At 72.2% G+C, this 14,420-nt stretch carries 14 protein-coding genes; 3 read left to right on the top strand and 11 right to left on the bottom strand.

Features of this window, described 5'->3' with window-relative positions; translation table 11 throughout:
* Positions 1–666 precede the first annotated feature (666 nt).
* Positions 667–1,677: a tryptophan--tRNA ligase gene (gene trpS / locus AMK11_RS14150; RefSeq protein ID WP_073726775.1), complete on the top strand. Its 1,011-nt coding sequence runs from the start codon at positions 667–669 to the stop codon at positions 1,675–1,677.
* On the opposite strand, the gene AMK11_RS14145 is transcribed toward trpS, so the two are convergent.
* Positions 1,632–2,615, bottom strand: coding sequence for a GlxA family transcriptional regulator (locus tag AMK11_RS14145; RefSeq protein WP_073726773.1), 984 nt, complete (start codon positions 2,613–2,615; stop codon positions 1,632–1,634). The genes trpS and AMK11_RS14145 overlap by 46 nt on opposite strands.
* A 74-nt stretch (positions 2,616–2,689) precedes the next feature.
* Between AMK11_RS14145 and AMK11_RS14140 the strand changes: the two genes are divergently transcribed.
* On the top strand, positions 2,690–3,274 hold the full coding sequence (locus AMK11_RS14140; RefSeq protein ID WP_073726771.1) for a cysteine hydrolase family protein: 585 nt from the start codon (positions 2,690–2,692) through the stop codon (positions 3,272–3,274).
* A 37-nt stretch (positions 3,275–3,311) separates the two neighbouring features.
* Here the strand turns inward: AMK11_RS14140 and proC are convergent, their stop codons facing one another.
* From proC to AMK11_RS14105, 7 genes are all read right to left on the bottom strand, one after another.
* Positions 3,312–4,124: a pyrroline-5-carboxylate reductase gene (gene proC / locus AMK11_RS14135; protein WP_073726769.1), complete on the bottom strand. Its 813-nt coding sequence runs from the start codon at positions 4,122–4,124 to the stop codon at positions 3,312–3,314.
* A 223-nt stretch (positions 4,125–4,347) separates the two neighbouring features.
* Positions 4,348–5,148: an ABC transporter permease gene (locus tag AMK11_RS14130; RefSeq protein ID WP_073726767.1), complete on the bottom strand. Its 801-nt coding sequence runs from the start codon at positions 5,146–5,148 to the stop codon at positions 4,348–4,350.
* Complete coding sequence (locus AMK11_RS14125) at positions 5,145–5,963, bottom strand: ABC transporter ATP-binding protein (protein ID WP_073726765.1); 819 nt, start codon at positions 5,961–5,963, stop codon at positions 5,145–5,147. Before AMK11_RS14125 ends, AMK11_RS14130 begins: the two co-directional genes overlap by 4 nt.
* A gap of 32 nt (positions 5,964–5,995) precedes the next feature.
* Positions 5,996–6,802 carry a class I SAM-dependent methyltransferase gene (locus AMK11_RS14120; protein ID WP_073726763.1) on the bottom strand — a complete coding sequence of 269 codons (807 nt, stop codon included), beginning with the start codon at positions 6,800–6,802 and terminating at the stop codon, positions 5,996–5,998.
* 152 nt (positions 6,803–6,954) lie between these two features.
* A complete protein-coding gene (locus tag AMK11_RS14115) occupies positions 6,955–7,449 on the bottom strand; it encodes a hypothetical protein (protein ID WP_073726761.1) in 495 nt (164 codons plus the stop codon).
* A 41-nt stretch (positions 7,450–7,490) separates the two neighbouring features.
* On the bottom strand, positions 7,491–8,156 hold the full coding sequence (locus AMK11_RS14110; RefSeq protein ID WP_073726759.1) for a DUF4232 domain-containing protein: 666 nt from the start codon (positions 8,154–8,156) through the stop codon (positions 7,491–7,493).
* Positions 8,157–8,308: 152 nt separating this feature from the next.
* On the bottom strand, positions 8,309–8,635 hold the full coding sequence (locus AMK11_RS14105; protein ID WP_073726757.1) for an SH3 domain-containing protein: 327 nt from the start codon (positions 8,633–8,635) through the stop codon (positions 8,309–8,311).
* A gap of 180 nt (positions 8,636–8,815) precedes the next feature.
* On the opposite strand from AMK11_RS14105, the gene AMK11_RS14100 reads away from it, so the two are divergent.
* The gene (locus AMK11_RS14100) at positions 8,816–10,942 is read left to right on the top strand and encodes a serine/threonine-protein kinase (protein ID WP_073726755.1); all 2,127 of its coding nucleotides are present in this window, start codon (positions 8,816–8,818) and stop codon (positions 10,940–10,942) included.
* Positions 10,943–10,969: 27 nt separating this feature from the next.
* Here the strand turns inward: AMK11_RS14100 and ilvD are convergent, their stop codons facing one another.
* The 3 genes from ilvD to AMK11_RS14085 form a co-directional block, all read right to left on the bottom strand.
* Positions 10,970–12,823, bottom strand: a complete 1,854-nt coding sequence (ilvD, locus tag AMK11_RS14095) for a dihydroxy-acid dehydratase (protein ID WP_073726753.1) — start codon at positions 12,821–12,823, stop codon at positions 10,970–10,972.
* 121 nt (positions 12,824–12,944) lie between these two features.
* Positions 12,945–13,556 (bottom strand): TetR/AcrR family transcriptional regulator, encoded by a 612-nt coding sequence (locus AMK11_RS14090; RefSeq protein WP_383585182.1) that lies wholly within the window; start codon positions 13,554–13,556, stop codon positions 12,945–12,947.
* Entirely contained in the window at positions 13,553–14,389 is an 837-nt protein-coding gene (locus AMK11_RS14085; protein ID WP_073726751.1) for a sugar phosphate isomerase/epimerase family protein, read from the bottom strand. The genes AMK11_RS14090 and AMK11_RS14085 overlap by 4 nt, the downstream gene beginning before the upstream one ends.
* Positions 14,390–14,420 lie beyond the last annotated feature (31 nt).

The raw sequence follows: 14,420 nt of genomic DNA, 5'->3' as shown, positions 1-14,420 counted from the left end.
TTTGGCACGCTGTTGAGTTCTCAAGGAACGGTCGCTTCCTTTGTACTCACCCTCTCGGGCTTTCCTCCGGGCGCTTCCCTTCGGTCTTGCGTTTCCGACTCTATCAGATCTTTCCGATCCGATTTCCTCGGTGCTTTCCAGGTTCCCGCTTTCGCGTTTCCCTTTCCGGCGGTTCCGACTCTATCAGATCCTTTCGGGCCCTGATTCCCAGTCAGAGGGGGTTGTCTTCCCGGCTGTTGGGCCGTTCCGACGGAGTGAGACTTTAGCGGATTCCCGGCCTCCGAGCTAATCGGGGGACCGTGTCCTGACGGACGTGGATTCCTCATTCCATGAATACGCGCACCGACAACACGACAGCTCGTCGAGGAGTGGTTGGTACTTGTGGAATCGCTGTCCGGGGACCGACCGAAGTCGGCGCTCACGTCGGACAACTCGGAGAACACTACGAGTGCGCACCCGGGGTGTCAAATCCCGGGCCTGGCGCTCTGCCAGGGCGTAGTGTGGAGGGCGTGATGACGCGTACGTGTACTCAGCTCTGGTGGGCCGCCTGACGGCGGCCGCACACACGTATGCACTCGACGGCCGCCGCTTCGGCGGCCGTTCTCGTATCTCCCTCCAGGAGGGGCGGCCGGCGGATGGCGGCGGTCCTGACCAGGAGGTGGAGAGATGACACGGGTCTTCAGCGGGATCAAGCCGACCGGGCACCTGACGCTGGGGAACTATCTGGGCGCCATGCGGAAGTGGGCCACGGTCGACCAGCATCGGTCGGACGCTGTGTTCTGCGTCGTCGACCTGCACGCACTGACCGTCGACCACGATCCGGCGCGGGTGCGCAGACTGAGCCGGCAGGCGGCGTCGCTGCTGCTGGCCGCGGGGCTGGAGCCGGAGCGCTGCACGGTGTTCGTGCAGAGTCACGTGGACGAGCACGCGAGGCTGTCGTACGTACTGGAGTGCGTCGCCACCGACGGGGAGATGCGGCGGATGATCCAGTACAAGGAGAAGGCCGCGCGTGAGCGGGTGCGGGGTGGGAGTGTGCGGCTGTCGCTGCTGACCTATCCCGTGCTGATGGCGGCGGACATCCTGGCGTACGGGACGGACGAGGTGCCGGTGGGGGACGATCAGGCGCAGCACGTGGAGTTGGCGCGGGATCTCGCGGTGCGGTTCAACCAGCGGTACGGGCACACGTTCGTGGTGCCCCGGGCGACCCTGCCGGGCCTGGCGGCCCGGGTCATGAACCTGCAGGATCCGACGTCGAAGATGGGCAAGAGCGACGACGTCGGGCCGGGGATCGTCTACCTGCTGGACGAGCCGGACGTGGTGCGGAAGAAGGTCGCGCGGGCCGTGACCGACAGCGGGCGGGAGGTCGTGTACGACCGTGAGGCGCGGCCGGGGCTCGCGAATCTGCTGGAGATCCTCGCCGCCTGCACGGGTGGGGAGCCGACGGAGCTGGCGGGTGGATACGACTCGTACGGGGCGTTGAAGAAGGACACCGCCGAGGCCGTCGTCGAGGTGCTTCGTCCCGTGCGGGAGCGGCACCAGGAGCTGTGCGCGGATCCCGGGTACGTGGAGGGCGTGCTGCGGGAGGGGGCGGACAAGGCCCGTGCGATGGCCCGGCCGACCGTGGATGCCGCCTACCGGGCGATCGGGTTGCTGCCTCCGGTGAACGCGGCTCGGTAGGCGCGGGGGCTGGTGGCGAGGCGCGATGCGAAGTGCTGGCGCATCGTGACCTCGCTGCCGAAGCCGGCTCGGCGGGCCACCTCGGGCATGGCCAGGTCGGTGCGCTCCAGGAGTTTCTGGGCGGCGGCGACGCGCTGGTCGAGGAGCCAGCGGAGCGGGGTGGTACCGGTCGCCGCCGTGAAGTGGCGGGCGAAGGAACGAGGGGACATGCCCGCGCGGGCTGCCAGGTCGGCGACGGTGAGAGGTTCGTGCAGGTGGCGCAGGGCGTGCTCGCGGACGTCGGCGAGGGCGTCGGCGTCCCGGTCGGCGCGGGGTGTGGGGTGCTCGATGAACTGGGCCTGTGTGCCCGTGCGGAAAGGGGCGGTGACCATCGAGCGGGCGATGGTGGCGGCGGCCTCGGCGCCGTGGGCCAGACGGACCAGGTGGAGGCAGAGGTCGATGCCGGCCGCCGTGCCCGCGGCGGTCCAGATGTTGTCGTCCTCGATGAAGAGGGCGTCCGGGACGACCCTGACCCGAGGATGCCGGGTCCGTAGGAGGTCGACCAGACGCCAGTGGGTGATGGCGCGGCGGTCGTCGAGGAGGCCGGCCTGGGCGAGGGTGAAGGCGCCCCCGCAGAGGGCGGCGACAGGAGTGCCGCGGGCATGGGCGTGGCGGAGGGCGTCGAGGACCGGGGCGGGTGCCGGGGTGACGTGGTCGTCGAGGCCTGGGACCACGACCAGGTCGGCCCGGTCCAGCCAGTCGAGCGGGCGGTCGGGGTGGAGGGCGAGCCCGCCGCGCATCGGGACGACGGTGGAGCCGTCGACGGCGGCGCGGCGCAGTTCGAAGGCGGGGACGCCCCGGTCAGTGCGGTCGGCGCCCCACACTTCGGTGATGACGGAGACGTCGAAGGCCCGGATGCCCGGGAAGGCGACCAAGGCGACGCGGTAGGGGGCTGCCATGGGTGGCAGTAAACCATCGGTCGGTGGCTTCTGTACCTCTGTGCCCTGGTACCGCGGGGGGCGACCATCGGGGCATGGAGATCCTGGAGAACGCGGCACTGGTGGTCGTGGACGTGCAGAAGGGCTTCGAGGAAGCCGACTTCTGGGGTACGCGCAACAATCCGGCGGCGGACGACAACATCGCCGCACTCATCGACGTATGGCAGTCGGCCGGGCGGCCGGTCGTCTTCGTGCGGCACGACTCGGTCAAGCCGGGATCGCCGTTGCGGGCCGGGTACCGGGGCAACGGGTTCAAGGAGTACGTGGAGCAGCGGCGCGGGAAGGGGAGCGGGGCCGAGCTGCTGGTCACGAAGACCGTGAACTCGGCGTTCCTGGGGTCGCCGGACCTGGGCGCCTGGCTGCGCGGGGCGGGAATCTCGCAGATCGTGCTGGCCGGGATCCAGACGAACATGTGCGTCGAGACGACGGCACGGATGGGCGGGAACCTCGGGTACGAGGTCGTCGTGGCCTTCGACGCCACGTACACCTTCGGGCTGGAGGGGCCCTTCGGCTGGCGGCAGAGCGCCGACGAGCTGGCCCGGGCGTCCGCGGTTTCGCTGCACGGGGGCGGTTTCGCGCGGGTGGTGACGACCGAGGAGGTGCTGGCGTCGGCGAAGTGAGTCCCGTCCCTGGTGCCGGAGAGTTCCCTGGTGCCGGTCAGTCCTTGGTGCCGGAGGCCAGTTCGCGGCTGCGGTCGCGGGCGGCCTCCAGGGCGGCGATGAGGGCGGCGCGGACGCCGTGGTTCTCGAGTTCGCGGATGGCGTTGATCGTGGTGCCGGCGGGGGACGTGACGTTCTCGCGGAGCCTGACCGGGTGCTCGCCGCTGTCGCGGAGCATCTTCGCGGCGCCGATCGCGGACTGGACGATCAGGTCGTGCGCCTTGTCGCGGGGCAGGCCCAGGAGGATGCCGGCGTCGGTCATCGCCTCGACCAGGTAGAAGAAGTACGCCGGACCGGAGCCGGAGAGGGCGGTGCAGGCGTCCTGCTGGGACTCGGGAACGCGCAGGGTCTTGCCGACGGCGCCGAAGAGCTCCTCGGTGTGGGCGAGGTGATCGGCGGTGGCGTGGGTGCCGGCGGAGATGACGGACATGGCCTCGTCGACGAGGGCCGGGGTGTTCGTCATGACGCGGACCACCGGGGTGCCGGGGGCGAGGCGTTCCTCGAAGAAGGCGGTGGGGATGCCCGCGGCTCCGCTGATGACCAGGCGGTCGGCGGGGACGTGCGGGGCGAGTTCGTCGAGGAGGGTGCCCATGTCCTGCGGCTTGACCGTGAGGATCAGGGTGTCGGCGGTCTTGGCGGCCTCGGCGTTGGTGACGGGGGTGACTCCGTGGCGGGCGCGGAGTTCGTCGGCCCGTTCCTGGCGGCGGGCGGTGACCAGGAGGTCGGCGGGGGCCCAGCCGGCTCCGATCATGCCGCTGAGCAGGGCTTCGCCGATCTTGCCGGTGCCGAGGACTGCGACTTTCTGGGTCATGGGTTCGGGTGCCCTCCGGTGACCTGTCTGGGGTGCGTCGTCCGTTGTCGTCATCCTCGCATTCGTGGTGGCGGGGTGGGTGACGTGTCCAGTCCGCGGGACGTGGTGGCCGTCGGGGTTCTTCGCCCCCGCCGCCCCTTCCCGTTCCCGTCCCTGGGGGCTGCCGCCCCCGGACCCCCGCTTTCGGTCTGGACGGCCTCGTCCTCAAGCGCCGGACGGGCTGTTATGCCGTTCGGCGTTTCAACGTCGCCGCGCCCAGGGTCAGGACCAGCACGGCGCAGCCCGCGACGATCAGGGCGTCACGGATGAAGGCGGTGGTCATGTCGGTGTGGCGGAGGACCTCGTTCATGCCGTCCACCGCGTACGACATCGGCAGGACGTCGGAGATCGCCTCCAGGGCGGGGTGCATCTTGTCGCGCGGGGTGAAGAGGCCGCAGAGGAGGAGCTGGGGGAAGATCACGGCCGGCATGAACTGCACCGCCTGGAATTCGGAGGCCGCGAAGGCCGAGACGAAGAGGCCGAGTGCCGTGCCGAGGAGGGCGTCGAGCAGCGCGACCAGGAGCAGGAGCCAGGGGCTGCCGGTCACGTCGAGGCCGAGGAGCCAGACGGCCAGGCCGGTGGCGAGGGCCGACTGGACGATGGCGAGGGTGCCGAAGGCCAGGGCGTAGCCGGCGATCAGGTCGCCCTTGCCCAGGGGCATGGCGAGGAGTCGTTCGAGGGTGCCGGAGGTGCGCTCGCGCAGGGTCGCGATGGACGTGACCAGGAACATCGTGATCAGCGGGAAGATCCCGAGGAGCGAGGCGCCGATGTTGTCGAAGGTGCGCGGGCTGCCGTCGAAGACGTAGCGCAGCAGGAAGAGCATCACGCAGGGGATCAGCATCAGCAGGGCGATGGTGCGCGGGTCGTGGCTCAGCTGGCGCAGAACCCGGGTGGCCGTGGCTGTGGTGCGGGAGAGGCTGAGGGGGCGGGTGGGGGCCGGGGTGAGGGCGGGTGCGGGGGTCTCGGGGGCCGTGGGCCTGGTCATCGGGTGGTCTCCTTCGTGCGGGTCGCCGCCTTCGCCTTCGCCTCGTCGACCAGGTGGAGGAAGGCTCCCTCGACCGTCTCGGAGCCGGTGCGGGCGCGCAGGGCGTCGGGGGTGTCCTCGGCGAGGATCTCGCCCTCGCGCATGAGGAGGAGGCGGTGGCAGCGCTCGGCCTCGTCCATGACGTGGGAGGAGACGAGGAGGGTGGCGCCGCGGTCGGCGGCGAGGGAGTGGAAGAGGGTCCACAGGTCTCGGCGGAGTACGGGGTCCAGGCCGACGGTCGGTTCGTCGAGGATCAGGAGTTCCGGGTCGCCGAGGAGGGCGACGGCGAGGGAGACGCGGCTGCGCTGGCCGCCGGAGAGGTTGCCCGCGAGGGCGTCGGCGTGGGCGGTGAGGTCGACGTCGGTGATCGCCCGGGTGACGTCCTCCCGGCGGCGGTCGGAGGCGGCTCGGCCGGGGGCGAGTATCGCGGCGAAGTAGTCGAGGTTCTGGCGGACGGTCAGGTCGTCGAAGACGGACGGGGCCTGGGTGACGTAGCCGATGCGGGTGCGGAGGGCGGGGTGGCCGGCGGGGCGGCCGAGGACGTCCAGGGTGCCGGTGACCTTGGCCTGGGTACCGGCGATCGCGCGCATGAGGGTCGACTTGCCGCAGCCGGAGGGGCCGAGGAGGCCGGTGATCCGGCCTCGGGGGACGGTGAAGCCGAGGCCGCGCAGGACGGTGCGGGGGCCTCGGACGACGGTGAGGTCCTGGGCGTGGACGGCGGGTGGGGCGGGGTCGCCGCCGGTTTCTCCCGGCGGGACGGAAGAGTAATTCATCATGTGATGAATACTCCTCCGCGGCCCATCCGTCGTCAAGCGGTCGCGGGGGCCCTGGCGAGCAGGAGGACGACGACGTACGTCTCCTCGACCACTCCGTCCGGGAAGGCGGCCAGGAGGTGCCGGCGCTCGTCGGCCAGGAAGGCCGCGCGGCGTTCGGCGCTGTCGGTCAGGAAGACGGAGTGGCTGGTGAGGTTGGCCAGGTGGGTGTCGACGGGGACGCGTCGGCTCCAGCGGATCTCGCGTCGGGTGAGGCCGAGGCGGCCCGCGGGATCGGCGACGTCCGGACCGACCTTCCGTCTCTCGGCGGACAGCTCGTGGTCGAAGTGCCGGTCGACGCGCCGGGCCGCCGCGGCGATCCAGGGCACGTCGAAAGCCTCGGTGTTCCACCACAGCGCGAGCGTGCCGCCCGGACGCAGCACGCGGAGCGCCTCCGGGACCGAGAGCGCGGGGTCGGTCCAGTGCCATGCCTGGGCGTAGGAGAGAAGGTCGGCGCTGTGGTCGGCGAGGGGCAGGGCGTTGCCGTTGCCCTGGACGATCGGCACGTCGGGGAGGGCGCGGCGGAACTCGGCGGCCATGCCGTCGCCGGGTTCGACGGCGATCACGTCGGCGCCGCGCGCGTGCAGGCGGGCGGTGGCGATGCCCGTACCGGCGCCGACGTCCACGACGCGGGAGCCGGCCAAGGGGCGGCCGGCGAACTCCTCCAGCGCGTCGAAGAGGGCGGGCGGGTAGGAGGGGCGGGCGGTGGCGTACTGGGCCGCGGCCGAGTTGAAGGAGTGGGCGCGGGCGGTGTGGGTGGCGGGCTGGGCCGGGGGTGGGGTGGCTCCGGGCGTCGTCGTCATGCGGCCATGGTGGCCGGGGGGTGCTGGGGCGCGCAGGGGTTACGGGGAGGGCGGGGAGGGCGAGGACTCGGACTCCGCCGGGCCCGGCCGGCGCTGGGGCAGGGGCAGGGCAGGGGCAGGGACCAGGCAGGCTCGGGGCCGGGCGGGCGGCGTCAGTGGCGGCGGCGCTTCTTAGAGGGGTTGCCCGAGCGGCGGGTCGTGCGCTTCTCGTACTCCTCGCGGGCCTTCTCGTACTCCGCGCGGTGCAGTTTCTCGCCCGGGGCTTCGGTGAGGGTGCGGAAGAAGTAGGCGAGGAGGGAGCCGACGAAGCCGATGGCCAGCAGTCCGCGGAGGGAGGACTGGCGGTCGGGGTCGGGGCGGGTGCCGAAGGCGGACCAGGTGTGGCGGAAGGCGAGCGCGCTGCAGATCGCGAACATCACGATCATCAGCAGCGAGACGAAGCTGCCGATGTCCGCGATCTGGAGGCCCTGGTAGGCGACCCGGAGCACGAAGCAGGCGGCGGCCGCCGCCGCGAGGGAGCCGACGGCGAGGCCCACCCGACGGGCGGTGTAGCCGTTGTCGTGGTGGACCCAGGTCGTGCCGTAGAACCGGAGGGGTTCGGGGCGGGGGCCGGCGGGGGTGTCCGGGGTGCCGTTCTCTGCGCTCACGGGTCGATTATGGCGCGCGCCGCTCGGGGCGTGCGCCGCGGTCAGCCGCCCTGGCCGGCGCTGCCGAGCGGGCCGACCTGCACCGGGGTGCCGGAGCCGTCCGTGACGGGCAGCGTGGCACCGCCCGGCCAGTCGAGGGTGACCGACTTGGTCTCGTCCGGCGGGGTCACGACCAGCCCGGTGATGCGGACGCCGGAGCCGCCCGAGTCGTTGATCGGGTAGGTGATGCCGAAGGTGATCCGCTCCCCGTCCTTCAGGACCACCGACGGCGCCGGCTCGCCCGTGCGCTCGGCGGACAGGGTGCCGGAGTTCGTCTTCAGGTCGACGCCCGCGTGGCCCGCGAGCGAGCAGTCCCGGCCGCCGCCGTTCTTCAGGTCCACCGCGACGGTGCCCCGGTCGTCGCCGCCGATCGTGGCGTCGGTCGCCGTGATCTCCAGCTCGTCCGTGCGGCACTTGGCCGCCGCCTTGCCGTCCTCGTCGGTTCCGCCGGTTCCTCCGGTGCCTCCCGTCGCGTCGGGGGCCCCCTCGGAGTCCGTGCCGCCCTGCTGGTCCGGGCCCGTCGAAGCGGAGCCGCCGGTCGAGGAGGAGCCGGTGGAGGCGGCCGACGGGGCGGCGCTGGTGTCGGAGGCGTCGTCGTTCTGGCAGGCCGTGAGCGAGAGACCGGCGGCGAGGGCCATGGCGGCGATGGTCAGCTTGCGAACGCGCATCGTTGTCTACCTCAGAGTCGGTTGGCGTGCCGGTCCGCCGCCCGTACCCATCGGTGCGAGCGGCGCTTCCGATCGGCAAGAGCCACTCGGACCGGCACGCCGTTCCCCTCGGCAACCTCCTGAGACGCCCTCAGGACAGCCCTGTTACAAGGTCAGCAGCGAGGGGCCACGTATCCGTCGCTGCCGGTGCGGATGTACGCGTCGGAGACGTACTGGCCGCTGCCGATGTTGTCCCAGATGTTGGAGGTGCCGTACGGGCCCCAGACCCTGGTGCCCGCCGTCTGGCAGTAGATCTGCACCCGCGACCCCTCGGGCAGGACCCGGACGACGGAGTAGCCGGTGCCGGGGCCGCTGCGGACGTTCAGCCGGTAGCCCGGCGCCACCGGGTAGGAGCCGGCGGCAGCGGCCGTCGTGGTGACGGCCTCGGCGGTTGTGCTCTCGTCCTCGCCCGGAGCGTCCGTGAGCTGGTCGGCAGACATGAAAACCTCCCCCGTTCACCCCACGAGTGGCGTGGGGTCACATTGATTCCCCTAAGGCGAGCCATGGAACAGCAGTTCGTGACTCGCACGCGGAGGCTAGCAAGCCGCCTCGGCCCCGTCGGAACCATCGACTAGGCTCCGAGCGTCGCGCGCGCGAACGAACAGCACGGGGGTGGTTCCATGGCGCCGCAGCCGAACGCCGGAGCGGGTGCGGAAGCGGAACTTCCGGAGTACGCCGGTCACTACCGTCTGGAGTCCTCTCTGGGCTCGGGCGGGATGGGCGTCGTGCACCTGGCCCGGAGCACCTCGGGGATGCGGGTCGCGGTGAAGGTCGTACACGCCTCGTATGCCAGGGACCCCGAGTTCAGGGGGCGGTTCCGGCAGGAGGTGGCCGCGGCGCGGCGGGTGAGCGGGGCCTTCACGGCGCCGGTCGTGGACGCCGATCCGGACGGCGGGCGGCCCTGGATGGCCACGCTGTACATCCCCGGTCCGACGCTCTCCGAGCAGGTGAAGCGGAACGGTCCCATGGATCCGGACCAGTTGCGCCGGCTGATGGCCGGGCTCGCGGAGGCGCTGCGCGACATCCACCGGGTCGGGGTCGTGCACCGGGACCTGAAGCCGAGCAACGTGCTGCTCGCCGAGGACGGGCCGAAGGTCATCGACTTCGGCATCTCCCGGCCGAAGGACAGCGAGCTGCGGACCGAGACCGGGAAACTGATCGGGACGCCGCCGTTCATGGCGCCCGAGCAGTTCCGGCGGCCCCGGGAGGTCGGGCCCGCCGCGGACGTGTTCGCGCTCGGGTCGCTCATGGTGCACGCGGCGACCGGACGCGGGCCGTTCGACTCCGACAGTCCCTACGTCGTCGCCTACCAGGTCGTGCACGACGAGCCCGACCTGACCGGCGTACCGGAGACGCTCGCGCCGCTGGTGCTGCGGTGCCTCGCCAAGGAGCCCGGCGACCGGCCCACGCCGGACGAGCTGATGCGGGAGCTGCGGTCGGCGGCGGCGTCGTACGACACGCAGGTGTTCATACCGGCGCAGCGGATGCAGCCCGCGGCAGAGGCTTCCGCGGAGAGTGCTCCGGGGCGACGCCCGGCGGACACGCCCGCGCGGTGGTCCGGACGGTGGCCCGTGCGGCGGCTGGGGCGGCGGACGGGGCTGGTGGCCGGGGCGGTGAGCCTCGCCGTGCTGGGCGGGCTCGCCTCGGTCCAGGTGTTCGGCGGCGCGGAAGCGGCGCGCAAGGCGCCCGCCGGCCGGAGCGCGCCCGGCGGTTTCGGCGTGTGGGAGGCGGCGCCCGCGTCGAAGGGCGCGGGGATGCCGCAGTGCTCGTACGCGGCGCGGGTGCTGCTGTGCGCGCGGACCGGGGTGGTCTTCGCCCTCGATCCGGCCGACGGCGGCACACTGTGGCGGCACGAGGCCGAGGAGGCGGTGCGCAGTGAACCGCCGGTCGTGTCGGGCGGCCTGGTACAGCCCTCCCTCGACCGGATCGGCACGCTGGAGGCGCTCGATCCCGCAACGGGCCGGCAGGTGTGGCAGGAGGACGTGCCCGAGTACGACGGGGTGCGGGTGGCCGGTGACACTCTGCTGCTCACCCGCTCCGACGGGACGGTCACCGGCGTGGACAGCGCGTCGGGCGACGTCGAGTGGTCGCACCGGATTCCGGGGCAGGCCGTGCCGTACTTCTCGTCCTTCGCCCAGGACCCGTCGGCGTACGCGGTGAGTGCGGTCGGGGACGGGGAGCGGACCCGGGTCACCGCGGTGGACCCGGCCACCGGTGACGTGCGGTGGGACGCGGAGCTGGCCGGGTCTCTGACGCCGGTGGGGGCGGCGGAGGGGTCGGTGTACCTGGTCGTCGGCGGTGCCGTGTACGGGGACGCGAAGGCCGTGGTGCGGTACACGCCCGGCACGGGCGACGTCCGGCGGGTGAAGCTGCCGGTGCCGGTCGCGCAGGCCGAGGCCGGGGTGCACGGGGACACCGTGTACCTGATGGGTGCGGGCGGTTCGCTGGTGGCCGTGGACATGGCGGCGGGGAAGCAGCGGTGGCGGCTGGAGACGGGGGTGAGCCGGGGCTCGGCGCCCGCCTCCGACGGGCGGCACGTGTACGTCACCGCTCCGGACGGGCGGCTCCTCGGTGTCGACGCCCGTGCGGGACGGCTGCTGGGGCAGACGCGGCCGCGGCTCGGTGCCGAGTCGGACCGCGTGCCCGCCGCGCTCCCCCGGCCCGTGCTCGCGGGCGGCCACGTCTACGCCGGTGCGCCCGACGGCACGGTGTTCGGGGTGGCGGGACGGGACCCCGTCGGCTGGTAGGCGGGGTCCGAGGCGGGCGTCGGGGCGTCAGCCCAGCTTGCTCACGTCGCGCACGGCGCCCTTGTCGGCGCTGGTCGCCATCGCGGCGTACGCCTTCAGGGCCGCGGAGACCTTGCGGTCGCGGTTCTTCGGGGCGTACCGGCCGTTCAGGGCCTGCTCGCGGCGGGTCAGCTCGGCGTCGTCGACCAGCAGCTCGATGGAGCGGTTCGGGATGTCGATGCGGATGCGGTCGCCGTCCTCGACGAGGGCGATGGTGCCGCCGGCCGCCGCCTCGGGCGAGGCGTGGCCGATGGAGAGGCCGGACGTGCCGCCGGAGAAGCGGCCGTCGGTGACCAGGGCGCAGGCCTTTCCGAGGCCGCGGCCCTTCAGGTACGAGGTCGGGTAGAGCATCTCCTGCATGCCGGGGCCGCCCTTGGGACCCTCGTAGCGGATGACGACGACGTCGCCCTCCTCGACCTGCTGGGTGAGGATCTTCTGCACGGCCTCCTCCTGCGACTCGCAGACGACGGCCGGGCCCTCGAAGGTCCAGATCGACTCGTCGACGCCGGCGGTCTTGACGACGCAGCCGTCCACGGCGAGGTTGCCGCGCAGCACCGCGAGGCCGCCGTCCTTGGAGTAGGCGTGCTCCACGGAGCGGATGCAGCCGCCCTCGGCGTCCTCGTCCAGGGAGTCCCAGCGCTCGGACTGAGAGAAGGCCTCGGCGGAGCGGACGCAGCCGGGGGCCGCGTGCCACAGCTCGACGGCCTCCGGGGAGGGCGAGCCGCCGCGGATGTCCCAGGTCTTCAGCCAGTCGGCGAGGGAGGGGCTGTGGACGGAGTGGACGTCCTCGTTGAGCAGGCCGCCGCGGTGCAGTTCGCCGAGGAGGGCGGGGATACCGCCCGCGCGGTGCACGTCCTCCATGTAGTACGTGCGGTCCTTGGCGACGTTGGGCGCGACCTTGGCCAGGCAGGGGACGCTGCGCGAGAGGGCGTCCATCTCGGTGAGGCCGTAGGCGACCTCCGCCTCCTGGGCGGCGGCCAGCAGGTGCAGGATCGTGTTGGTCGAGCCGCCCATCGCGATGTCGAGCGCCATGGCGTTGGCGAAGGCCGCGGGGGTGGCGATGTTGCGGGGCAGGACCGAGTCGTCGTCCTGCTCGTAGTAGCGGCGGGTCAGGTCCAGGACCGTGCGGGCGGCGTTCTCGTAGAGCGCCTTGCGGGCGGTGTGGGTGGCCAGGACCGAGCCGTTGCCGGGGAGGGAGAGGCCGATGGCCTCGGTGAGGCAGTTCATCGAGTTGGCGGTGAACATGCCGGAGCAGGAGCCGCAGGTCGGGCAGGCGTTCTCCTCGATGCGGAGGATGTCCTCGTCGGAGATCTTGTCGTTGACCGCCTCCGACATCGCGTCGACCAGGTCCAGCGTGCGGACCGTGCCGTCGACCAGGGTGGCGCGGCCGGACTCCATCGGGCCGCCGGAGACGAAGACCGTCGGGATGTTCAGCCGCAGGGCGGCGTTGAGCATGCCCGGGGTGATCTTGTCGCAGTTGGAGATGCAGATCAGGGCGTCGGCGCAGTGGGCCTCGACCATGTACTCCACGCTGTCGGCGATCAGGTCGCGGGAGGGGAGGGAGTACAGCATGCCGCCGTGGCCCATGGCGATGCCGTCGTCGACGGCGATCGTGTTGAACTCGCGCGGGATGCCACCGGCCGCGACGACCGCCTCGCTGACGATCCGGCCGACCGGCGCGAGGTGGGTGTGGCCCGGCACGAACTCCGTGAAGCTGTTGGCGACGGCGATGACCGGCTTACGCCCGATGTCCGCGCCGGGTACACCGGAGGCACGCATAAGGGCGCGGGCGCCCGCCATGTTGCGGCCGTGGGTGACTGTGCGGGACCTCAGTTCGGGCATCGTCGCTCGCTCCTTCGGAGAGTTATGACTGTCGTCGAGCGTACGCCGGTCATCCAGGGGTCGGGACAGGGTGTCCGGAATGCGGGACGCCCGTCTCGCCGTACGTTGCGGGCGGGTGCCCTCAGGGGCCGGTGAGGTGGCCCTGTACGACCGGTGCCAGGCGGGCGACGAGGTCCTCCGGGTCGGCCGAGGCCAGCGGCTCCACCTTGATCACGTACCGGAGCATCGCGCACCCCACCAGCTGCGCCGCCGCCAGTTCGACGCGCAGCTCCGCGTCCGGCCGCTCCAGCCGGGCCGCGACGCGGCGCATCACCTGGGCGGCGATCAGTCGGCGGAAGACGGCGGCGGCGGTCTCGTTGTTCACGGCGGAGCGGACGATGGCCAGCACCGGCTTGCGGGTGGACGGGTTCTCCCACACGCCGATGATGAACCTGGTCAGCCGCTCGCCGACGTCGTCCAGGGGGCCGTCGTCGATCGCGTCCGGGGCCTCGAGCGCGGGCGCGAAGGCGACCTCGATGGCCGCCTCGAAGACCTGCTCCTTGGTGCCGAAGTAGTGGTGCACCAGCGCCGCGTCGACGCCCGCCGCCTTGCCAATGCCGCGTACGGAGGTCTTCTCGTAGCCGCGCTCGGAGAACTCCTCGCGGGCCGCGGTGAGGATGCGGGCGCGGGTGTCGGCGGACTCCGTGCGCGGGGGACGGCCGCGGCGGCGGGTCCCCTCCGGGATACCGGTCACCGCCCCTGCGCCTTCGCCGCCGACGACGACGCCAGGTGCAGGCGTGTGAAGGCCAGCGCCTCGGCGAGATCGGCCTCACGTTCGGCGCTGGACATCGCGCGACGGGTGTTGACCTCGATGACGACATGGCCGTCGAAACCGGTGTGCGCGAGGCTCTCCAGCACCTCGGCGCAGGGCATGCTGCCGCGGCCGGGGACCAGGTGCTCGTCCTTGGCGGAGCCCTTGCCGTCGGCGAGGTGGACGTGGCCGAGGCGGTCGCCCATGCGGTCCACCATGGCGAGGGCGTCGGTGCGGGAGGTGGCGGCGTGGCTGAGGTCGATCGTGAAGTGGCGGTAGTCGTCCTTGGTCACGTCCCAGTCGGGGGCGTACGCCTGCATCTCGCGGTCGCGGTAGCGCCAGGGGTACATGTTCTCGACGGCGAACCGCACGTCCGTCTCGTCCGCCATCCGCCAGATGCCGTCGACGAAGTCCCGGGCGTACTGGCGCTGCCACCGGAACGGCGGGTGGACGACTACGGCGGACGCGCCGAGCCGCTCGGCGGCGGACCGGGCGCGCTGGAGCTTGGTCCAGGGGTCGGTGGACCAGACGCGCTGCGTGATGAGCAGGCACGGGGCGTGCACAGCCAGGATCGGCATGTGGTGGTAGTCGCTGAGTCTGCGCAGGGCGTCGATGTCCTGGCTGACGGGGTCCGTCCAGACCATGACCTCGACGCCGTCGTAGCCGAGGCGCGCGGCGATCTCGAAGGCCGTCGCCGTCGACTCCGGGTAGACGGAGGCGGTCGACAGGGCGACCTTCGCATCCGGGATGCGGACTACGTCCCTTGGTTCTGCCACGGGGGCCAGGTTACGGGGTGGGGGTGGGTGG

The sequence above is a fragment of the Streptomyces sp. CB02414 genome (assembly GCF_001905385.1).
Lineage (GTDB): Bacteria > Actinomycetota > Actinomycetes > Streptomycetales > Streptomycetaceae > Streptomyces.
This window is presented reverse-complemented; position numbering and strand designations above follow the sequence as displayed.